This window comes from Streptomyces sp. SAI-170, from assembly GCF_049739565.1.
Classification (GTDB): Bacteria; Actinomycetota; Actinomycetes; order Streptomycetales; family Streptomycetaceae; genus Streptomyces.
The window spans coordinates 5,951,798-5,972,403 of sequence record NZ_JBMGQD010000001.1 but is presented as its reverse complement, the minus strand read 5'-3'; the positions used below and the strand labels follow the sequence as shown (position 1 = coordinate 5,972,403).

Below are 20,606 nucleotides of genomic sequence, written 5' to 3'. Positions count from 1 at the left end.
CCGTGTTCTCCAACTACCTCATCGGACTGCGCGAGGGCCTGGAGGCCAGCCTCGTCGTCTGCATCCTGATCGCCTACCTCGTCAAGACCGGCCGGCGTGACGCCCTCAAGCCGATCTGGACCGGCATCGGCGTCGCCGTCGCGCTCGCCCTCGGCTTCGGCTGCGCCCTCGAATTCGGCTCCCAGGAGCTGACGTTCGAGGCGCAGGAGATGCTCGGCGGCTCGCTGTCGGTCATCGCGGTCGGTCTGGTGACCTGGATGGTCTTCTGGATGCGGCGCACCGCCCGGCATCTGAAGGCCGAACTGCACGGCAAGCTCGACTCGGCCCTGAGCACCGGCACGGTCGCCCTGGTCGTCACCGCCTTCCTCGCCGTCGGCCGGGAGGGCCTGGAGACCGCCCTGTTCGTGTGGACATCCGTGCGCGCGGCCGGCGACGGCTCCCCGCGCCCGCTGATCGGCGCCGGACTGGGCCTGGCCACCGCGGTGTTCCTGGGCTGGCTGTTCTACCGGGGCGCGCTGCGCATCAACCTGGCGAAGTTCTTCACCTGGACCGGCGGCATGCTCGTCGTGGTCGCCGCGGGCGTCCTCGCGTACGGCTTCCACGACCTTCAGGAGGCCGACTTCCTGCCCGGCCTGACGGACAAGGCGTTCGACATCAGCGGCGCGATCCCGCCGGACAGCTGGTACGGCACGCTGCTGAAGGGCATCTTCAACTTCCAGCCCGATCCGACCGTCCTCCAGGTCACGGTGTGGCTGCTGTACCTGATCCCGACGCTCGCGCTGTTCCTCGCCCCGGTAGGGTTCGCCTCCGGGAAGGGGAAGGTGAAGGAGCCCGATGAGCAGGGATCGCAGCCGTCTGAGGCTTCGCAGGCGTGACCGGAACGGCGTCATAGCGGCCACGCTGACCGCTTTGTCGCTGACCTTGAGCGGATGCGTGGTGGTGCACGGGGAGCGCGAGGTGCTCCCCGCCGCCACACAGAGCGAGGCCGCCAAGGCACTTGAGGACTTCACGGCCGCCTACAACGCGGCCGACAAGGCCTACGACAGCTCCCTGGACGCCGGCCGTGTCACCGGCGCCCTCGCCGACATCGACGGGGCCCGGCTGAAGGCGGGCCACGCCAACCACCCGGACGGCAACGCGAACCACACGCCGCTGGAGCTGACGGACGCGAAGTTCACCATCGTCGAGAAGGCCGGCTGGCCGCGCTGGTTCCTCGCCGACGCCAAGGGCAACAAGGGCGGTGACGCCCGCTGGCTGCTGGTCTTCACCCGCGACAAGCAGGACGCCCCCTGGGAAGTGGCCTATCTGACGCTGGTCGCGCCCGGCTCCGTCCCCGACCTGAAGAAGGACGCCGACGGCCATGTCGAGGCCGTCCCCGCCGACTCGCCCGAACTGGCCATCGCCCCCAAGAACCTGAGCCAGGACTACGCCTCCTACCTCCAGGACGGCGACACCGTCTTCGCCGACGGCACACACACCTCCGAGTGGCGCGAACTGCGCGACAAGAACGCCCAACGCCCCGGTCTCGCCCGGCAGTACATCGACGAGCCCCTGTCCGGGGGCGACTACGCCCCGCTCGCCCTGCGCACCGCCGACGGGGGCGCGCTGGTCTTCTTCGCCACACGCCACTTCGAGAAGCAGACCGCGGCGGCGGGCACGAGCGTGCCGACCCCTGGCGACGACGTCCTGGCCCTGACGACCGGCGAGATCAAGCAGTCCCTGACGATGGAGTTCGTCTCCAACGAGGTGGTCCTGGACCCGAAGAAGGGTGCCGAGGTGGAGATGCTGGGGCGCATTCAGGGTTTGACAGGGGCCAAGGGCGAGTAACCCAGGGGCGCGGGGAACTGCGCGACCAGCCACAACGGCGGCGCGCAGACGACACAACGGTCGGAGCTACGGTCAGTGCCGCAGAGGCCAGGCCGCAGGCACATGCCCCGTGTGCCGGGCACACGCATCGGTCAGGTGCTCCAGCAACGTCAACGGGTCCGGCAGGGCGTACTCCAGGCCCCGCACCCAGTGCACGCTCCGGTCGTCGTCACCGGGAAGCCTGGCCGGCGGCACCAGCACATACGACCCCCGACAGTGCCACCGCAGCCCAGGATGCTCGTCCATCGTCTCGGGGTGGCAGTCCAGCTCGCACGGCCACCACTCGTCCTCGTCCTCAGGCGTGCCACGCGTCAGCGTGAAGAAGAGCATGCGGCCGTCGTCGCTCTCGGCGACCGGCCCGACGTCGATCCCCGCCGCGAGCAGCCCGGCCAGGGCCTCGCGGCCGGCCTCCAGGGGGACGTCGAGGACGTCGTGGGTCATGCCGGTCGCGGTGATGAAGTTGGCCTGCGGCTGATGGCGGGCCCAGCGTTCGATCTGGGCGCGGTCGGTGGTGGACTGCGTCTGCCAGGCGAACGACACCGGGTGCCGTGCGGGGGTGGGACAGCCGACGCGGTCGCAGGAACAGCGGTAGCCGGGGGCGGGGTGCGCGGCGGGCGCGAGCGGCAGGCCCGCTGCGGCGGCGGCGATCAGCAGGGCCTCACGGCCGCCGTCGTCGGCGGTCTCGGGGCCGCTTCTGCGCAGCCACTGGGTGAGTCTGCCCCGCAGGCCGGTCAGGCCACCGAACTCCCCGCTCATCTATCCCCTCGCCCTCGCTGTGGTGCGGACAGCATGCCTCATGGTCCCACCATCCTGCGCCCCGGGGGGCCGGAGCCGACAACCGGGAAGGGTGGGGCGAGACATACCCCACACCGGCGTTCGGCGCGGAGCGGGACTTATCGGGGCGCCAGGCCGTACAGGGCGTAGTCGACGAGGGTGTCGGTGTACTCGTAGGAGATGGGTCCGGTGTGCTGGAGCCAGCGCTGGGCGAGCGGGGAGACGAACAGTTCCAGGGCGATGCGCGGGTCGACCCCGGGGCGGACCTGGCCGGCGGCCTGGGCGGCGCGCAGGCGGTCGACGTAGAGCTGGAGCTGGGGTTCGAGGAGCCGGGCGACGAACCGGCGGCCGAGCTCCTCGTTGACCAGACCCTCGGCGGCGAGGGCGCGCGCGGGGGCCTCGAAGCGGGGGTCGAGGAGTTCGTCGACGGTGGCGCGCAGCACGGCCCTGAGGTCGGCGGCGAGGTCGCCGGTGTCCGGGATGCCGTACGACTGCCCGTCCTCGGCGCCCGCCGCCTGCGCGGCCTGGTCGCCGAGGTCGAGGAACGCCTCCAGCAGGACGTCGGCCTTGGAGGACCACCAGCGGTAGATGGTCTGCTTGCCGACGCCGGCGCGGGCGGCGATCCCCTCGACGGTGGTCTTCGGGTAGCCGACCTCGCCGACGAGGGCGAGGGCGGCGGCGTAGATCGCGCGGCGGGATTTCTCGCTGCGGCGGCTGGCGTCGGGGGCGTGCTTGTCGACCATGGGGGGACGATAGCAGGGGCGAGACGCGGCGTCTCGCCTCAGTCTGCCGCCCCCTGAGTCGGCACTTCTGAGCCCGCCCCCCCCTGTGACCGGCCCCCTGTGACCAGCCGCGGGCTCAGGCCTCGCCCGGGTACCGCACGCCGACCTGCCCCCGGATCGCGTCCAGCGTGCGCATCACCGCGAGCGTGCCGTCCAGCGGGACGAGCGGGGACTCGGTCTCGCCGGCGCGCAGGGCGCGCATGACCTCGCGGGCCTCGTGGCGGAGGGTGGTGCGGGGGCCGTCGGCCGGGTCGGCGGTGAACTCCTCGGGGTCGCGGCCGTCGCGGTGCAGGACGAAGCGGTCCGGGTGGAAGAAGCCGGACGGGATGTCGATGCGGCCGTGCGAGCCGGTGACCGAGGCCTGGACGGCCGTACCGCCGACGATGGAGCAGTGCACCGAAGCCAGAGCACCGCTCTCGAAGGAGAGCAGCGCACCCGTCTGGAGATCGACGCCCTCGTCCGAGAGCACTGCTCTCGCCGCGATGTCCGCGGGCTCGCCGAGCAGCAGCTGCGCGAAGGACACCGGGTACACGCCCAGGTCCAGCAGCGCTCCTCCGCCCTGTGCGGGGTCACGCAGCCGGTGCGCGGGCGGGAAGGGGCCGGAGAGGCCGAAGTCGGCCTGGACGCTGCGCACCTCGCCGATCGCGCCGTCGTCCACCAGCGCCTTCATCCGCCGTACCAGCGGGTTGCAGTACATCCACATGGCCTCCATCAGGAAGCTCCCGCGCTCGCGTGCCAGCGCGACCAGTTCCTCGGCCTCGCGCGCGTTCAGCGTGAACGCCTTCTCGCACAGCACGTTCCGCCCGGCCTCCAGGCACAGCCCGGCCGCCTCCCGGTGTGCCGCGTGCGGGGTGGCGACGTAGACGACGTCGACGTCCTCGTCCATCGCGAGCGTCGCCCAGTCGCCGTAGGCCCGCGGGATGCCGAAGCGTTCCGCGAAGGCCTTCGCCGAGGCCTCGGTGCGCGAGGCCACCGCGACCACTTCCGCGTCCGGCAGATCCACGAGATCCGCCGTGAACGCCGCCGCGATCCCCCCAGTGGCCAGGATTCCCCACCGCACCACGTCCGTCGTCATTCCCGCCCCACCCTCGTTCCGGTGACAATCAGCCAATCAGCACTGTGTTCGAGCTGAGAGCATAGGGAGCGCACGGCGCGACGAGGAGGGGCAGGGGCACATGGCCGAGGGCGGGGCGTCCACACCTGATCTGTCACGGGCGGCCGCACCCCCGACGCGGCCGCCCCTGCATGGCGCGCGCCGTACCGGCGCGCTCGTCACCTTCGTCCTGGGCGGACTGACCGCCACTCCCCCGCTGGCGATGGACATGTACCTCCCGGCGCTGCCGGAGGTCACCCGCCAGCTGCACGCGCCCGCCGCGACCGTGCAGCTCACGCTCACCGCCTGTCTGTTCGGCATGGCGCTGGGCCAGCTGGTGGTCGGCCCGATGAGCGACCGCTGGGGCCGCCGGCGCCCGCTGCTGATTGGGCTGGCGGTGTACGTCGTGGCCACCGCGCTGTGCGCGTTCGCGCCGACCGTCGAGACGCTGGTGGCGTTCCGGCTGGCGCAGGGGCTCGCGGGCGCCGCCGGGATCGTGATCGCGCGGGCGGTGGTCCGCGATCTGTACGACGGTGTGGCGATGGCCCGTTTCTTCTCCACCCTGATGCTGATCTCGGGCGTGGCCCCGATCGTGGCGCCGCTGATCGGCGGGCAGATCCTGCGGGTGACGGACTGGCGGGGCGTGTTCGTCGTCCTGACGGTGATCGGGGTGCTGCTGTCGGCGCTGGTGTGGTTCCGGCTGCCGGAGACGCTGCCGCCGGCCGAGCGGCACGCGGGCGGGGTCGGCGAGGCGCTGCGCTCGATGCGCGGGCTGCTGGCCGACCTGCCGTTCACCGGGTTCCTGCTGACCGGCGGGTTCGCCTTCGCGGCGCTGTTCGCGTACATCTCGGCCTCGCCGTTCGTGATCCAGGAGATCCACGGGGCCTCGCCGCAGACCTTCAGCCTGCTGTTCGGTCTGAACTCGGTCGGGCTGGTCGCGGCCGGGCAGCTCAACGGCAAGGTGCTGGTGGGCCGGGTCCGGCTGGAGCGGGTGCTGGGCGTGGGCCTGGCCGTGGTCGCCGTCGCCGCGACCGCGCTGCTGCTGATGGCGCTGGGCGTGTTCGGTCAGACGGGGCTCGCGCCGGTCGCGGCCGCGCTGTTCGTGCTGATGACCGCGATGGGCATCACGCTGCCCAACACCCAGGCGCTCGCGCTGATGCGGACGAAGCACGCCGCCGGGTCGGCGTCCGCGCTGCTCGGCACGTCGTCCTTCCTGATCGGCGCGGTCGCCTCCCCGCTGGTCGGCATCGCCGGGGAGGACACCGCGGTGCCGATGGCCGTCGTCCAGCTGTCGGCGGCGCTGCTCGCGGCCGGCTTCTTCGCGCTGCTGTGCCGGCCGTGGCGTGCCACGGCCGAGACCCCCGGGGAGGAGAGCTGAGCGCGCCGAGACTGCGCACGGGCACGCCGGAACGGGCCGGGCTCGACCGCGCGGAGATCGACCGCCTGGTCGGTGAGGTCCATGACCTCACCACCGGGGAGCGGCCCTGGGCCGCGGGTGCCGTCGTGGTCGCCGGGCGCGGCCCGGTGGTGGCGGTGGCCGAGGCCGCGGGCTGGGCCGTGCGGTACGCGGGCTTCGACGCGGTGGCCGACCGGGGCGTGGAGGTGCCGCCGGAGCGGCGGGTGGCGATGACCGTGGACACGCCCTTCGACCTGGCGTCGCTGACGAAGCTGTTCACCTCGGTGGCCGCGGTGCAGCAGATCGAGCGGGGCACGCTGGGCATCGACGCGCTGGTCGGCGCGTATCTGCCGGAGTTCCGCGGGGCGGCCGGGCACGGGATCACCGTACGGCAGCTGCTCACGCACACCTCGGGGCTGCGGCCGGAGCTGCCGCTGTACGACTGTGCGGACGCCGAGGAGCGGCTGGCGCTGCTGCGGGCGGAGGAGCCGGTCTCCGCGCCCGGGGCGTACGTGTACTCCGACCTGAACATGCTGCTGCTCCAGCACGTCCTGGAGCGGATCACCGGGCGGGGCCTGGACGTCCTGATCCATGAGGGCATCACCCGGCCGCTCGGGATGACGGCGACGCGGTTCGGGCCGTGTCCTGGGGCGGCGGCTACGGAGGACCAGCGGCGGCCGTGGGCGAAGGCGGACCGCGGGATGCTGCGGGGCGAGGTGCACGACGAGAACGCATGGGCGCTGGGCGGGGTCGCCGGGCACGCGGGACTGTTCTCGACGGGTCCTGACCTGGCGGTGTTCTGCCGCGCCCTGCTGGCCGGCGGCTCCTACGGGCCCGCGCGCATCCTCGGCCCGGACTTCGTGGAGCTGTTGCTGACCCCGCCGGGGCTCGGGTTCGCGCTGGACCAGGCGTGGTTCATGGGCGAGCTGGCGGGCCGCGGCGCGGCGGGCCACACGGGCTTCACGGGGACGTCCCTGGTCATCGACCCGGCCACGGACACGTTCCTCGTCCTGCTGGCCAACACCGTGCACCCGCGCCGCAGGCCCGCGGACAGCGCGCCGCGGGCGGCGGCGGGGACGCGGGTGGCGCGGGCGGTGCGGGCGGTCCGGGGGGCATGAGCGGAGGTCTGTCCCGATCTGCGCTTCTTGTACAGGCATGCCCCGCCTGCCCACAATGGAAGTCGGTGAAGGACAGGCATCGGACCAGGAGGCCGTCATGTACGTCGTGGTCCAGCACAATTTCTCGAACCCGGAGGCGGCGTGGAGCCGCGGTACGGCCCTGATCGAGGGCCGCGGGGCGCCGGAGGGCACCAGGGTGCTGCAGTTCTACCCGCGCGTGGACGGTTCGGCCGCGACGTGCCTGTGGGAGTCGCGGTCCGTCGACGACGTCCAGCGCTTCGTCGACACCACGCTCGGCGACGCCAGCGTCAACGCCTGCTACGAGGTCGACGGGGAGAAGGCGTTCGCGGACAGTCCGTCGCTGTCCTCGGCCCCCCATACAATCGCCGGGTGAACGTCCCCGTCAGCCCCGCCGAAACCCTGCGCGCCTCGCTCGCCGGGCTGCTCGACGGCCTCCCGCCGCGGCAGGCCGCGCAGGCGGTCGAGCGACTGATCGCCAACTACCGGGGAGCCACCCCCACCGACGCGCCGATCCTGCGGGACCGGGCGGACGTGGCCGCGTACGCCGCGTACCGGATGCCCGCCACCTTCGAGGCGGTCTCCGCGGCCCTCGCGGCGTTCGCGGACGCCGTGCCCGGCTGGGTGCCCGGCAGCCATGTGGACGTCGGCGGCGGGACGGGCGCGGCGACCTGGGCGGTGAGCGCGACCTGGGACGGGCCGCGCGAGGTGACCGTCCTGGACTGGGCCGAGCCCGCCCTGGCGCTGGGCCGGGAGATCGCCGCCGCCAACCCGGCGCTGAGCGGCGTACGGTGGCAGCGCTCTCGGATCGGAGCGGCGCTCACGATCGAGAGCACCGATCTCGTGACGGTGTCGTACGTCCTCAACGAGCTGACCGAGGCGGACCGCGCCGCGCTCGTGGACGCGGCCGCCTCCGCGGCGCAGGCCGTCGTGATCGTCGAGGCAGGCACCCCCGCCGGCTACGCCCGCGTCATCGAGGCCCGCGACCGGCTGATCGCCGCCGGGTTCCACATCGCCGCGCCCTGTCCGCACAGTGCCGCCTGCCCGATCGTGCCCGGCGAGGACTGGTGCCACTTCTCGGCGCGGGTCAGCCGCTCCTCCCTGCACCGGCAGGTCAAGGGCGGCTCGCTGGCGTACGAGGACGAGAAGTTCGCCTACGTGGCCGCCACCCGCCTGCCCGTCACCCCGGCGCCCGCCCGGGTCGTACGGCGGCCGCAGATCCGCAAGGGGCAGGTGCTCCTCGACCTGTGCGAGGCCGACGAGCACCTGCGCCGTACGACGGTCACCAAGCGGCACGGGGACCTGTACAAGGCGGCCAGGGACGCGGAGTGGGGCGACTCCTGGCCCCCGGCCGAGTGACCTGACCGCTCAGGCAGGCTCCAGGCCCGGCTCGCCCGCCTTCGTCACGTACGAGCCGGCCGTCGTCACCGGCGCCCCCGGCCGTGTCACGTACGGCACCGTGCGGAAGTCGGCCCGCGCCAGCTCGCGCCCCAGCTCGACGGTGACGTAACCGCGCCGCCCGTTGTAGAACCTCAGGTGCGGGTTGGCGGTCATGTACGTGTCCCAGTTCGCGGGCCGGTCGGAGCCGTCGCGGCCGCTGCTGACGGAGGTCGCGACGATCTCCGTGCCGACCGTGCGCGAGGCGGGGTCGTCGAAGTCGGCCTTGATGTCGAAGCCGTAGCCCACGTGGACGTCCCCGGTGAGCACCATCAGGTTCTCCACCCCTGCGGCCTGCGCGCCCTGGAGCACCCGGCGCCGCGAGGCGCGGTAGCCGTCCCAGGCGTCCATCGACACGCGGGAGGGCTCGGTGAGGTCGAACTTGCGCTGGGAGAACACGACTTGCTGCGGGACGACGTTCCACAGCGCCCGTGAGGTCCGCCATCCGTCCAGCAGCCAGCGCTCCTGCGTCTCGCCGGTCATGGTGCGCGCCGGGTCGTCGGCCTCGGGTCCGGGGACGCGGGCGCCGTCGCCGTACGCCTGGTCGGAGCGGTACTGGCGGGTGTCGAGGATGTCGAACTGGGCGAGGTCGCCCCAGTGCAGCCGCCGGTAGAGCCGCATGTCCGGGCCCTGGGGCCGCTGCGGGCGGCGCAGCGGCTGGTTCTCCCAGTAGGCGCGGTAGGCGGAGGCGCGGCGCAGCAGGAACTCCTCCGGCGGGACGCTGTTCTCGGGGGTGTCGCCCGCGTAGTTGTTCTCGGTCTCGTGGTCGTCCCAGGTGACGACGAAGGGGTGCGCGGCATGCGCGGCGCGCAGGTCGGGGTCGGTCTTGTAGAGGGCGTACCGCAGGCGGTAGTCCTCCAGGGTCATGGTCTCGCGGTTGAAGTGCGCGGGCAGGGTGCGGTCGGTGTAGGCGCGGGAGCCGCCGGTGGCGTTCACGGCGTACTCGTAGAGGTAGTCGCCGAGGTGCAGCACGGCGTCGAGGTCCTCCTGGGCGAGATGGCCGTACGCGGTGAAGTATCCGTCGTGGTACGCCTGGCAGGAGACGGCCGCGAGGCGCAGGGCGGCGGGGCTGTCGCCGGGGGCGGGGGCGGTGCGGGTGCGGCCGGTCTCGCTGGTCCAGGCGCCGGTGCGGAAGCGGTAGTGGTACGGGCGGCCGGGGGCGAGGTGGGAGACCTCGACGTGGACGGTGTGGTGGAACTCGGGGTGGGCGAAGGCGGTGCCGCGGCGGGCGATCCGGCGGAAGTTCTCGTCGTGGGCCACCTCCCAGTGCACCAGGACGCGTTCGGCGGGCAGTCCGCCGTCGGGCTGGTAGGGGGCGGGGGCGAGCCGGGTCCACAGCAGGACGGAGCCGGGCTGGGGGTCGCCGGAGGCGACGCCGAGGGTGAAGGGGTCGTCGGTGATCCGCGCGGGGTCGAGTTCGGCGGCGGCCGCGGTGCCGGCGGCCGGCAGGCCGACGGCGAAGGCGAGCGCGGCGGCGGCGCCGGTGGCGGTGAGGAAGCGGCGGCGGCCGAGGTGGCGGGCGGCGGCGCGCAGTGCGGGGGTGTGCTCGGGCCGGCGGGCGTCGGGTGTCATGCGGTCCTCCCCTGGCGAATGGGTGCAGGGGGCATTGGAGTGACCGCGGACGACCGCTGATTGACGGGTGCACGACACCCACATGGCGGACGGATGAGTTCCGCATTCCGGACCGTCCCGTACGCTGCGGGGCCATGAACGCGAAGGAAACTGGCAAGAGGATCGCGGTGGTCACCGGTGCCGGCTCCGGGATCGGCCGCGCGGTCGCCGTGGAGCTGCTGCGGGCCGGCTGGTCGGTGGCGCTGGCGGGCCGCCGTACGGAGACGCTGCGGGAGACGGCGGCGCTCGCACCCGAAGGCGTCTCGCTCGCCGTGCGCACGGACGTCTCACAGCCGGACGACGTGGCCGCGCTGTTCGCGGCGACCGTGGAGCGGTTCGGCCGTGTGGACCTGCTGTTCAACAACGCGGGCACGTTCGGGCCGGGCGGCGTGCCCGTGGAGGAGCTGTCCTACGAGGCGTGGCGGCACGTGGTGGACACCAACCTCAACGGCGCGTTCCTGTGCGCGCAGGCGGCGTACCGGCAGATGAAGGAGCAGGACCCGCGGGGCGGCCGGATCATCAACAACGGCTCGATCTCCGCCCACACGCCCCGGCCGCACTCGGTCGCCTACACGGCCACCAAGCACGCGCTGACCGGCCTGACCAAGTCACTGTCCCTGGACGGGCGGGCGTACGGCATCGCGGTGGGGCAGATCGACATCGGCAACGCGGCGACGGACATGACGGTCCGCATGCAGACGGGCGCGCTCCAGGCCGACGGCGAGATCCGGCCCGAGCCGGTGATGGACGTGGCCGATGTGGCGCGCACGGTGCGGCACATGGCGGAGCTGCCGCTGGAGGCGAATGTGCAGTTCGCGACGGTGCTGGCGACGGCGATGCCGTACGTGGGGCGCGGCTGACGCGAGTTGCACAACCGAAATTTGAAGTTCCCCCCTATTGCGGCTGGTAGAGGACGTATGGTCGACTCATCTCCACAAGAGCTTCACACTTGAAGCTCTGTGGTTCCGGCCAATCCCAGGGGGGAAGGCGGCAGCCGTTCCACGGAACTCACCTACCCGTGGAACGGCTGCCGTGTCATGCCTGGCCGGTCTCGAAGCGGGCGATCTTGCCGTCCTCGACCTCGAAGTGCCAGCGGGTGCGCATCTCGCCCCAGGTGTCGTTGCGGTAGTTGGCGACCAGGTCGCGGCCGTTCTGGGACTCGCGGTCGACGTCCAGGTGGCCGTTGGAGGAGAAGATCTCCCGGTCGATCCAATCGGTGAGGTCCCGGTCGGTGCCGTCGTCGGACATGGTCGCGCCGGGCGCGAGCAGGTCCATGAACCGCTCGCGGTCGTGCGCGTTGACGGCGGTGACGAAGGCGCGGACGGCCGGGTCGCTGAGTCTGGCGGTCTGAATCGTCATGCCGTCAGCGTCACACCGGGGCCGGGGACCCGCCACCGGGTGTGCCACCCGAACGGCGGCACGGGCCGGGCCGGCCGATCCCGGTGATGGGACGGTGGAGGGACGAAGCACAAGGCGGGCGGGTCTTCGGCGTCCGGGTGCCTCGCGTCTCTTCGGTATCTCTCTGGGAGTCATCGTGACCTGCTACGACCGACGTGACCTGGGTCTGCTGCTGCTCCGGCTGGGCGCCGGAGGGGTGCTCGCCGCGCACGGCACGCAGAAGCTGTTCGGCTGGTTCGGCGGCCACGGCATCGAGGGCACAGGACAGTTCATGGAGTCCGTCGGCTACAAGCCCGGCCGGGCCAGCGCGACGGCGGCCGGGCTCGCCGAGACGGGCGGCGGCACCCTGCTGGCGCTGGGCCTGGCCACTCCGGCCGCGGGCGCCGCGGCGGCCGGCGCGATGGCGGGCGCCGCCGCGGTGCACACCCCCAACGGCTTCTTCAACCAGGGCGGCGGCTACGAGTACGCGGCCACGCTGGGCCTGGCCGCCACCGGCCTCGCCGTCACGGGGCCCGGCCGGCTCTCCCTGGACCACGCCCTCGGCCACGTCTTCGACCGCGGCTGGATGGTCCCGGTGGCCCTCGGGGTGACGGCGGCGGCCACCGCGGTGGTCGTCGGCACCCGCAACAAGCAGCTCCGCAAGTCCGAGAGGGAGGAGCAGGCGGCCCTGTTCGACGACCAGGAGTCGCTGCTCGGGGAGTAGCCGCAGTCCGGCCAGAACCCGCCGGACGCAACGCAGTTGACGTCTAACGTGGTCGGTCAGGCAGCCGGGGCGACGGGACCGCGGCACCGGATCGGAGACGGCGTTGACTGAGCGGGCGAACGGGCAGCGGCCCACACTCCAGGACGTGGCGCGCGAGGCGGGGGTGTCGCGGTCCACCGTGTCACGCGTGATCAACGGCGAGGCGGGGGTGCGGGCCTCGGTCGCCGAGCGGATCAGGAAGGTGGTGGCCGAGCTCGGGTACGTGCCGAACCAGGCGGCGCGCAGCCTGGTCACCCGGCGCAACAACGCGGTGGCGGTCGTGCTGACCGAGCCGCAGAACCGGCTCTTCGTGGACCCCTTCTTCGACCGGCTGCTGGGCGGCATCCGGCAGGAGCTGGTCCGGCAGGAGGTGCAGCCGGTGCTGCTGTTCATCGAGGAGGCCGACGACTACCAGCGGGTGGGGCACTTCCTGGGCGGCGGGCATGTGGACGGGGCGCTGCTGTTCTCGCTGCGGGCCGACGACCCGCTGCCGGGGATGCTGGAGCGGACCGGCCTGCCCGCGGTGTTCGGCGGGCGGCCGGTGCCGGGCGCCGGGGAGGCGGGGCACGGCTACACCTACGTCGACGCCGACAACCGCGGTGGCGCCCGGGAGGCCGTACGGCATCTGCGCGCGCTCGGCCGGACGCGGATCGCGACCGTCACCGGGCCGCTGGACCAGGCCGCCGCGATCGACCGCCTGGACGGCTACCGGGACGTGCTCCTGGACGGGCCGGCGGAGCTGATCGCCGAGGGCGACTTCACCCTGCGGGGCGGGCGGGCCGCAATGGGCGAACTCCTGGACCGGTGCCCCGACCTGGACGCCGTCTTCGTGGCCTCCGATCTGATGGCCTCCGGCGCCCTGGAGGTGCTGCGCGAGCGCGGGCGACGGGTGCCGCAGGACGTGGCCGTCGTCGGCTTCGACGACCTGGCGCCGGTGGCCGAGGCCACGGACCCGCCGCTCACCACCGTCCGCCAGGACATCGAGGGCATGGGCCGGCTGATGGCCCACCTGCTCTTCCCGCGCGACACCGAGGGCCCCGCCGGGGACGGCGCCGGGCACCCGCTGTCCTCCGTGATCACCCCGACGGAACTGGTGCTGCGCGCGTCCGCCTGACAGCGGGCGCTGGCCGCCTGCGGACTGTCCAGTTGCGGACGCCGTGGGCGGGTGTCCAGGGGGCCGCGGGAGGGGATTGGATGGAGGCAGCAGACCGGAATCTGCTCGCAAGCCCGGTTCGTCCGTCTTGTGGATCGTGGTCGGAGGTCCGATGGCACATGTCACGCGGGACGCGGCTCCCCGGATCGTCCTGGTCGGTGCGACCGGCGCGCTCGGCTCCGCCGTCGTGGAGCTGATCGGGGACCTGGGGATGGCGTACCGGGACGTCCAGCTGGTCGCCTCGGCGGGCTCGGCGGGGCGGCGGGCGCCGCTCAGGGGCCGGTTGCAGCCGGTGGTCGGGCTGGAGGACGTCGACTTCGGCGCCGCCGACCTGGTGCTGTTCTGCGCCGGTGAGGCGGTGAGCCGCCGCTGGGCGCACGCGGCCTCGGCGCAGGGCGCGCTGGTGGTGGACGCCTCGGGCGCGTTCGGCGCCGACCCGGCGACACCGGTGGTCGTCCCTCAGGTCAACGGGCATCTGCTGCACCGGCGTCCGTCCGGCCCGGTCGCCGGGGCGGGCCCGCTGACCGTCGCGCTGGTGCCGCTGCTGCACGGCATCGAGCACCGCTGGGGCGTGCGCCAGGTGGTGCTGAGCAGCTACCAGGCCGCCTCGGGGCTCGGCCATCAGGGCGTCGAGGAGCTGCTGGAGGGCACCGAGCTGGCACTGCACGACCCGGACGCGGAGCCACCCGCGGACCGCTTCCGTCCGGCCCTGGCCTTCAACGTCCTCCCGCTGGTGGGACAGTTGCTCCCGGACGGGTCCAGCGGCGAGGAACGGCGGCTGGTCCAGGAGACCCGCCGGGTGCTGGACCGACCCCACCTTGACGTCACGGCGACCTGCGTACGAGTCCCGGTGGCCCACGGGCACGCCGCCGCGGTGTATGTGGAGGCCGAGTCACCGGTCGTCCGCGGGGAGTTGACCGAACTGCTGGCCTCGCTTCCGGCGGTCGTGGTCCACGACGGCGGCTGTACGGCAGCCCCGCCCACGCCCTTGACCGCAGGCGACCCGGACCGCGTCCACGTAGGACGCATCCGCGTGACCCCGCACAACCCACGCGGCATCTGGCTCTGGCTCGTCTTCGACAACCTCCGCGCGGGCGCGGCCCTCAACCTGCTGCGAATCGCCCGCATCGCGTTGGCGGGCGCGGGGGCGGGTGTGGGTTAGCCCTGCGGCCGGGGTCGCGCCGGTGGGTGCGGGCGGGGGTCCGGCCCGGTGGTCCGGGCTGCGCCCGCGGGCGGGGGCGGGTTCGGACCTGCGGTCCGAGTCGCGCCGGCGGGCGCGGGCGGGGGTTCGGTCCGGTGGTCCGGGCTGCGCCCTGGGGCGGGGCGTGGGTTAGGACCTGCGGTCCGAGTCGAGCCGGCGTGCGCGGGCGTGGATCAGGTCCGGTGGTCCGCATCCCCCCGCGGGCGCGGGCGTTCGGTTACAGCCTGCGCCCCGATCGCACTGCCTGGCGCGGGCGCGGGCGTGGATCAGCCCCTGCGGCCCGGTCGCACCGCCCGGCACGAACCCGGCCGTGGAGTACAACCGGCGACCCTGATCGCGCCCACGGGCGTGGGACAGCGCCCGTCACCCGAAACGCACCGACCGGAGCGCGCGGGCGTGGATCAGGGGACACGGCCGTGGGGTCACGGCCTGCAGCCCCGATCGCACTGCCCGGCACGGGCGCGACCATGGGGTCACAGACTGCGGCCCGGGTCGCGCCCACGGGGGGGCAGGGCCCGTCACCGGATCGCATCGGCCGGAGCGCGGGGGCTTGGATCAGAACCTACGGCCCGGTCGCACCGACCGGCACGGACACGGCCGTCGGATCACAGCCCGCAACCCCGATCGCGCCCACGGGCGTGGGACAGGGACCGTCACCCGGAACGCACCGACCGGAGCGGGCACAGGCACGGAGCAGGACCTGCGGTCCGCATCGGAGCAGCCGGCGCAGGCGCGCGGGCGTGGGTCAGGGACTGGCCCCCGGATCGTGCAGGCGGCACGGCGTAGGGGTCCGGGCGATCGGGCCTAGTCCGGGCGCCCCGTGTCCCATTTGTCGTCGGCGACGGTGATGACGTCCCGGGCTGGGCCGGTGTCGCCGAATGGGTTCGTGCCCGTCACGGAACCGAGAATTCCGAGGGTGCCGGAGAGGAGGAGGATCCCCAGCGCCCGGGTCACAACTCGCCGCTCTTTCACCGTCATTTCGCCGCCCATTCGATTGAATTCGACTTCACTTCACTGCCGTTTCCGGGCAGCAGCCTGCCAGGAAAAGGAAGCCGGTTCGAGGCTCAATCGGTGTCCTATGATGGCTCGGCCACAAGTGGATAGCGGCTGGACGTGGAGTGGAGGGGCACACGTTGGACAGCCAACCCCTGTTGGACGAACTGGCGCTGGACGCCTATCGGTCCGCGCTGCGCGCGGGTGTCTTCGTCGACGAGGAGGTCGCCGCCGAACTCGGCGTGCCCGCCGCCCGGGTCGCCGAGGCCCGCAAGACGCTGCTGGACCTACGACTGCTGGGCACATCGGGCGAGGACGGCCCGGTGGTGCCGCTCGACCCGGAGGTGGTGGAGGCCGAACTGGTCACGCCGCTGGAGATGTCGATCGCCCGCGAACGGCGCCGGATAGCCGAAATTCACCGGCAGTTGCACTCACTTGCCGGACTATACCGCTCAATCGAGCGTGCGCATTCCGCGCATTCCACGGATGTCCCGATCCGCGTTCTTGACAACGCCGACGACGTTCGCCGCGAGATCGACCTGGCACGCCATCGCTGCACCCAGGAGCGGCTCAGTCTCCAACCCGGCGGCGGCCGCTCCGCGGAACTCCTCCAGCAGGATGTCGTACAGACCCAGGAAATGCTGCGACGCGGTGTCCGAATCCGCACGCTCTATCAGCACACCGCCCGGTCCAGTCTCACCACACGGACCTATGTACGGCAGATCTGCGCGGAAGGCGCCGAGGTGCGCACCGCGGAGGAACTCTCCGAACGGCTGCTCGTCTACGACCGGCGGATCGCGTTCGTGCCGATGGAGCGCAAGGGCAGCGAACCGCCCGGCGCCGCCGTGGTCACCGACCCGACGCTGGTGGCGTATCTGTGCCGGTCCTTCGAGGCCGCCTGGCAGGTCGGCCGGCCCTTCGGCAGCGGCCCGGACGGCGACGACGACAGCCAGCAGGTGGGCGCCGAGTTACGGTCGTCGATCCTGCGGCTGATGGCGATGGGGCTCAAGGACGAGGTGATCGCCCGCCGCCTCGGCATGGCGACCCGCACCTGCCGCCGCTACATCTCGGCGCTGATGGACGAACTCGGCGCCACCAGCCGCTTCCAGGCGGGCGTCCTCATCGGCCGCAGACAGGCCGCGGCGGGCAAGGACCTCACAGACAGCAGGAACCTCACGGCCGGCAAGGACCTCACGGACGGTGACCCGCGCTCGACCGGTTGAGCTGTCCACTACCTGCCACGCCAGCACAGGACGCCGGTGACGCCTCGTGCCCGCCCTCTCTCCCGTGCGACCTTTTCGAACACCGGCTGACCACAAGGCCCGCAAGGTCGCACAAGGCCGTACAAGGTCGCACAAGGTCGTATGGGAGAGAGCGATGACCGCACTCATCAGCCTCGAAGAGGCGGAGAAACTGGACGTCGACCAGGTGCACGAGCTGTACCGCACCTACATCAACAAGAGCCAGGTCCGGCTGATGACCTCCTTCGGCTTCGGCCGGGAGCTCGTCGATCACGCCGAGGGCGCCTATGTCCACACCCGTGACGGCCGCCGCATCCTGGACTTCACCGGCGGGGTCGGCGTGCTCAACCACGGACACAACCACCCGCGCATCCTGGCCGCCCGGCAGCGCTTCCAGGAACAGCGGCGCATGGAGGTGCACAAGACCTACTTCTCGCCGTATCTCGCGGCCCTCGGGCACAACCTGGCGGCCGTGCTGCCCGGCGACCTGACCCGCTCGTTCCTGCCGAACTCCGGCGCCGAGGCGGTCGAGGGCGCGGTGAAGCTGGCGTACAAGTACCACGGCGGCAGGCGGCAGACGATCCTGCGCTCCGACATCAGCTTCCACGGCAAGCTCCTCGGCTCCGGCGGACTGACCGGCAGCACGCAGAACCACTTCGACTTCCCCACCATCCCCGGCATCCGCACCTTCGCCTACGACGACCTGGACTCGGTGCGCGCCGCACTGGCCGAGGCCCGCGGCGCCGACGGCCGCAGCGATGTGTACGCGCTGCTGATCGAGCCGTTCAGCGCGTCCACGATGCGCTGGTGCTCGGAGGAGTTCCTGCGCGGGCTGCGGGAGCTGTGCACGGCCGAGGACATCGTGCTGGTCTTCGACGAGATCTACACCGGCTGGGGCAAGACCGGCAGCATGTTCCACTTCACGCGCTACGAGGGCCTGGTGCCGGACGTGGTCACCACGTCGAAGTCGTTCGGCGGCGGCAAGTCGTCGGTGTCGGCGTACGTGGCGCGCGAGCCGGTCTTCCGGCGGGCCTACGACAACATGACCGACGCCATGATGCAGAGCACGAGCACCACGTACTACGGCTTCGGCGAGGAGACGGCGACGGCCGTCGAGGCGATCTCGGTGGCGGTGGAGGACGACTACCCGGCGCGGGCGCGGGCCATCGAGGCGGTGCTGCGGCCGGGCCTGGAGCGCATCCGCAAGACGTACCCGGAGTCGATCGCCGACGTACGCGGGCACGGCGCGTTGTTCGGGGTGTTCCTGCAGGGCGGGCCGAAGGTGCTGGACCTGATCGGCAAGCTCCCGGCGGCCGGCCCCGCGAAGGACCCGCTGATCCGCACGAAGATCATCACGGCGGCGGTCATCGACACCCTGTACCGCAAGCACGACATCTACACGTACAACACCCTCAACGGCCGCAGCCCCCTGGTGGTCAGCCCGCCGCTGGTGGCCGGGCCGGAGGAGGTCGAGCGGTTCCTCGACGCCCTGGACGCCACCCTCGCCGAGGGCCTGGGCCGTCTGGTGGGCCGGTTCGTGCGGGAGCGGGTGAGCTCGCTGTGGTGACCGACGCTTCCACGAGCCTGCCCGGACGGGTCGCGGTGACCGGGGCCGCCGGGGTGCTCGGCGGGCATCTCGTACGGCGGCTGCTGGCCGAGGGCTGCGAGGTGCGCGCCTTCGACCGGCGCCCGGTGCCCGCCGCACCCGGCCTGCTGCCCTTCACCGGGGACATCCGCGACCGGCGTGCGGTCACCGAGGCGCTGGACGGCGCCGACGCGGTGGTCCACTGCGCCTCGGCGCTGCCCAGCTACCCGGCCGCCGACATCCGCTCGATCGTCGTCGAGGGCACCACCGCGGTGCTGGAGGCGGCCCACGCCACGGCCGTACCCAGGGTCGTGCACATCTCCTCGACCGCCGTGTACGGGCTGCCGAAGCTGGTGCCCACCCCGGAGGAGCACCCGCACGCCCCCGTCGACGCCTACAGCGCGGCCAAGGCGGAGGCCGAGACGGTCGCCGAACGGTTCCGCGCGCAGGGCATGCGGCTGCCGGTGCTGCGGCCGAAGACCTTCCTCGGACCCGGCCGGATGGGCCTGTTCGACATGCTCTTCCAGTGGGCGGAGGAGGGCCGCCACTTCCCGGTCCTCGGCCGCGGCGACGTCCGCATCCAGATGCTCGCCCTGGAGGACCTGGGCGACGCCGTCCTGACCGTGCTGCGCGCCCCGGACGAGGTGGCCTGCGACACGTACAACGTCGGGGCCGCGGAGTTCGGCACCCTGCGCGAGGACTTCCAGGCCGTGCTGGACGCGGCCGGCCACGGCAGACGCGTGGTGTCCGTGCCCGGCCGCCCGGCGGTCGCGGTGCTGCGGGCGCTGGAGCGGACCCGGCTCTCCCCGGTGTACGGCCGGCTGCTGCACAAGCTCCTCGCCGACTCCTACGTGTCCGTCGACAAGGCCCGCGAACGGCTCGGCTTCAGCCCTCAGTTCTCCAACCGGGACGCGATCCTGCGGACGTACGACTGGTGGCGCGGGCAGCGCACGACGGCCGCCGCGAGCGCGAGCGCCTCGGGCGGTCCGACCAGCACGGACCCCTGGCGGCAAGGCGCGCTGGGCCTCGTGAAGGCCTTCTTCTGACATGGCCGTGACCGAGGAGGTGCCCGAGGCCAGGGTCCGGGAGCCCGGACCCTCCGTGAAGCCCCGCTGGTGCCTGGGCACCCGGCTGCTGGTCGGGGCCTCCGTCCTGTGGGCCGTGCTGCTGGTGCTGCATGTGCTGCTGGCCGGGCGGTGGTGGCCGTGGCTCGTGGTGGAGGCCGTGCCGCCCGTCGCCCTGGTCGCGGTGCCGCTGCTGCTGCTCGCGCTGACCCCCCTGGCCCGGCCGGTACGCCGGTGGCTCGCGGCCGCGCTGGTGGTGCCGCTGGCCGTCGGGGCGTATCTGGCGGACCTGGTGCCCGGGTTCCCGGACGGGGCCGTCCGGGGCACCGAGGTCAGGGTCTTCGCCTGGTCCACGGACTACTGGCAGATGACCGACGACAAGGACGCCTTCTACGCCTTCCTGCGCCGCCAGGACGCCGATGTGTATCTGCTCCAGGAGTACCTGTACTGGGTGGACGACCGGCCGGTGCGGATCGACGACTCGGCGCGGCTGCGCCGGGAGTTCCCCGGCTACCGGCTGTCCGTGGAGGGCGAGTTGCTGACGCTGTCCCGGCTGCCGGTCGTCGCCGAGCACCACCGTGAGGTGCCCGCCTCGGGCGACGGCTGGTACTGGCAGGGCGCCAAGACACAGCGCACCGACATCAGGGCGGGCGGCCGCACGGTGTCCTTCTACAACGTCCACCTCCCCGTGCCCTTCCGCGTCGGGGACAACCCGCTCGGCTCCGGCTTCCGAAGTTTCCTGAAGGAGCAGTACGACCGCCGCGACCGCGAACTGAGCGCCCTGCGCGCCGACTTGAAGGCCAACCCGCATCCGGCCGTCGTGGCCGGCGACTTCAACTCCCCCTGGATGGGCCGCCTGCGTCCGCTCGGCGCGGGCACCGAGGGCCACCGGCCCGACGGCTCCCCCTTCGCCGGGTTCTCCTGGCCCGTCTCCGACTACCCGCTGCCCCGGCTGTGGCGGCTGGACTGGCTGTTCACCGGCGGCGGCGTCGGTGTGCCGGACTACCGCCTGGGCGGCGGGGAGGCGTTCTCCGACCATGTGGCCCAGAGCGTCCGGGTCGTCGTACCGCGAGAAGCCTCCTGAACTCCCCTTTCCTTTCCTGCAGCACACCCTTGATCACTCCCGAGGAGGGA

General features: G+C 72.7%; 19 protein-coding genes. 14 read left to right on the top strand and 5 right to left on the bottom strand.

What is annotated here, in order from left to right:
* Window positions 1–2: 2 nt before the first annotated feature.
* Together efeU and RKD23_RS26835 are read left to right on the top strand one after the other, a co-directional pair.
* Complete coding sequence (efeU, locus tag RKD23_RS26840; RefSeq protein WP_424856007.1) at window positions 3–875, top strand: iron uptake transporter permease EfeU; 873 nt, start codon at window positions 3–5, stop codon at window positions 873–875.
* Window positions 835–1,827 carry a hypothetical protein gene (locus tag RKD23_RS26835; RefSeq protein WP_424856006.1) on the top strand — a complete coding sequence of 331 codons (993 nt, stop codon included), beginning with the start codon at window positions 835–837 and terminating at the stop codon, window positions 1,825–1,827. The genes efeU and RKD23_RS26835 overlap by 41 nt, the downstream gene beginning before the upstream one ends.
* Window positions 1,828–1,899: 72 nt before the next feature.
* Here RKD23_RS26835 and RKD23_RS26830 read toward each other — a convergent pair whose 3' ends face one another.
* The 3 genes from RKD23_RS26830 to RKD23_RS26820 all read right to left on the bottom strand — a co-directional run bounded on the left by RKD23_RS26830 (window position 1,900) and on the right by RKD23_RS26820 (window position 4,497).
* Entirely contained in the window at window positions 1,900–2,622 is a 723-nt protein-coding gene (locus RKD23_RS26830; protein WP_424856005.1) for a bifunctional DNA primase/polymerase, read from the bottom strand.
* A gap of 137 nt (window positions 2,623–2,759) precedes the next feature.
* Window positions 2,760–3,383, bottom strand: coding sequence for a TetR/AcrR family transcriptional regulator (locus RKD23_RS26825; RefSeq protein ID WP_424856004.1), 624 nt, complete (start codon window positions 3,381–3,383; stop codon window positions 2,760–2,762).
* A gap of 115 nt (window positions 3,384–3,498) precedes the next feature.
* A complete protein-coding gene (locus tag RKD23_RS26820) occupies window positions 3,499–4,497 on the bottom strand; it encodes a Gfo/Idh/MocA family protein (protein ID WP_424856003.1) in 999 nt (332 codons plus the stop codon).
* A 100-nt stretch (window positions 4,498–4,597) separates the two neighbouring features.
* On the opposite strand from RKD23_RS26820, the gene RKD23_RS26815 reads away from it, so the two are divergent.
* From RKD23_RS26815 to RKD23_RS26800, 4 genes are all read left to right on the top strand, one after another.
* Entirely contained in the window at window positions 4,598–5,893 is a 1,296-nt protein-coding gene (locus RKD23_RS26815; protein WP_424856002.1) for a multidrug effflux MFS transporter, read from the top strand.
* Entirely contained in the window at window positions 5,854–7,029 is a 1,176-nt protein-coding gene (locus RKD23_RS26810; RefSeq protein WP_424856001.1) for a serine hydrolase domain-containing protein, read from the top strand. The genes RKD23_RS26815 and RKD23_RS26810 overlap by 40 nt, the downstream gene beginning before the upstream one ends.
* A 97-nt stretch (window positions 7,030–7,126) precedes the next feature.
* The gene (locus tag RKD23_RS26805) at window positions 7,127–7,423 is read left to right on the top strand and encodes a hypothetical protein (RefSeq protein ID WP_404034767.1); all 297 of its coding nucleotides are present in this window, start codon (window positions 7,127–7,129) and stop codon (window positions 7,421–7,423) included.
* Window positions 7,420–8,406 carry a small ribosomal subunit Rsm22 family protein gene (locus tag RKD23_RS26800; RefSeq protein WP_424856000.1) on the top strand — a complete coding sequence of 329 codons (987 nt, stop codon included), beginning with the start codon at window positions 7,420–7,422 and terminating at the stop codon, window positions 8,404–8,406. The genes RKD23_RS26805 and RKD23_RS26800 overlap by 4 nt, the downstream gene beginning before the upstream one ends.
* A gap of 9 nt (window positions 8,407–8,415) precedes the next feature.
* On the opposite strand, the gene RKD23_RS26795 is transcribed toward RKD23_RS26800, so the two are convergent.
* Window positions 8,416–10,056: an alkaline phosphatase D family protein gene (locus RKD23_RS26795; RefSeq protein ID WP_424855999.1), complete on the bottom strand. Its 1,641-nt coding sequence runs from the start codon at window positions 10,054–10,056 to the stop codon at window positions 8,416–8,418.
* Between the two features lie 134 nt (window positions 10,057–10,190).
* Between RKD23_RS26795 and RKD23_RS26790 the strand changes: the two genes are divergently transcribed.
* Window positions 10,191–10,955: an SDR family oxidoreductase gene (locus tag RKD23_RS26790; RefSeq protein ID WP_424855998.1), complete on the top strand. Its 765-nt coding sequence runs from the start codon at window positions 10,191–10,193 to the stop codon at window positions 10,953–10,955.
* 175 nt (window positions 10,956–11,130) lie between these two features.
* Here the strand turns inward: RKD23_RS26790 and RKD23_RS26785 are convergent, their stop codons facing one another.
* On the bottom strand, window positions 11,131–11,454 hold the full coding sequence (locus RKD23_RS26785; protein ID WP_424855997.1) for a nuclear transport factor 2 family protein: 324 nt from the start codon (window positions 11,452–11,454) through the stop codon (window positions 11,131–11,133).
* A 175-nt stretch (window positions 11,455–11,629) separates the two neighbouring features.
* Here RKD23_RS26785 and RKD23_RS26780 point away from each other — a divergent pair, with 175 nt between their 5' ends.
* From RKD23_RS26780 to RKD23_RS26750, 7 genes are all read left to right on the top strand, one after another.
* The gene (locus RKD23_RS26780) at window positions 11,630–12,196 is read left to right on the top strand and encodes a DoxX family protein (protein WP_424855996.1); all 567 of its coding nucleotides are present in this window, start codon (window positions 11,630–11,632) and stop codon (window positions 12,194–12,196) included.
* Between the two features lie 103 nt (window positions 12,197–12,299).
* Window positions 12,300–13,349: a LacI family DNA-binding transcriptional regulator gene (locus tag RKD23_RS26775; protein WP_424855995.1), complete on the top strand. Its 1,050-nt coding sequence runs from the start codon at window positions 12,300–12,302 to the stop codon at window positions 13,347–13,349.
* A gap of 151 nt (window positions 13,350–13,500) precedes the next feature.
* On the top strand, window positions 13,501–14,550 hold the full coding sequence (locus RKD23_RS26770; protein ID WP_424855994.1) for an aspartate-semialdehyde dehydrogenase: 1,050 nt from the start codon (window positions 13,501–13,503) through the stop codon (window positions 14,548–14,550).
* Window positions 14,551–15,722: 1,172 nt separating this feature from the next.
* A complete protein-coding gene (locus RKD23_RS26765) occupies window positions 15,723–16,805 on the top strand; it encodes a LuxR C-terminal-related transcriptional regulator (RefSeq protein WP_424855993.1) in 1,083 nt (360 codons plus the stop codon).
* A 154-nt stretch (window positions 16,806–16,959) separates the two neighbouring features.
* Complete coding sequence (locus RKD23_RS26760) at window positions 16,960–18,390, top strand: aspartate aminotransferase family protein (protein ID WP_424855992.1); 1,431 nt, start codon at window positions 16,960–16,962, stop codon at window positions 18,388–18,390.
* The gene (locus tag RKD23_RS26755; RefSeq protein ID WP_424855991.1) at window positions 18,387–19,454 is read left to right on the top strand and encodes an NAD-dependent epimerase/dehydratase family protein; all 1,068 of its coding nucleotides are present in this window, start codon (window positions 18,387–18,389) and stop codon (window positions 19,452–19,454) included. Before RKD23_RS26760 ends, RKD23_RS26755 begins: the two co-directional genes overlap by 4 nt.
* Before the next feature lies 1 nt (window position 19,455).
* Window positions 19,456–20,556, top strand: a complete 1,101-nt coding sequence (locus RKD23_RS26750; RefSeq protein WP_424855990.1) for an endonuclease/exonuclease/phosphatase family protein — start codon at window positions 19,456–19,458, stop codon at window positions 20,554–20,556.
* Window positions 20,557–20,606 lie beyond the last annotated feature (50 nt).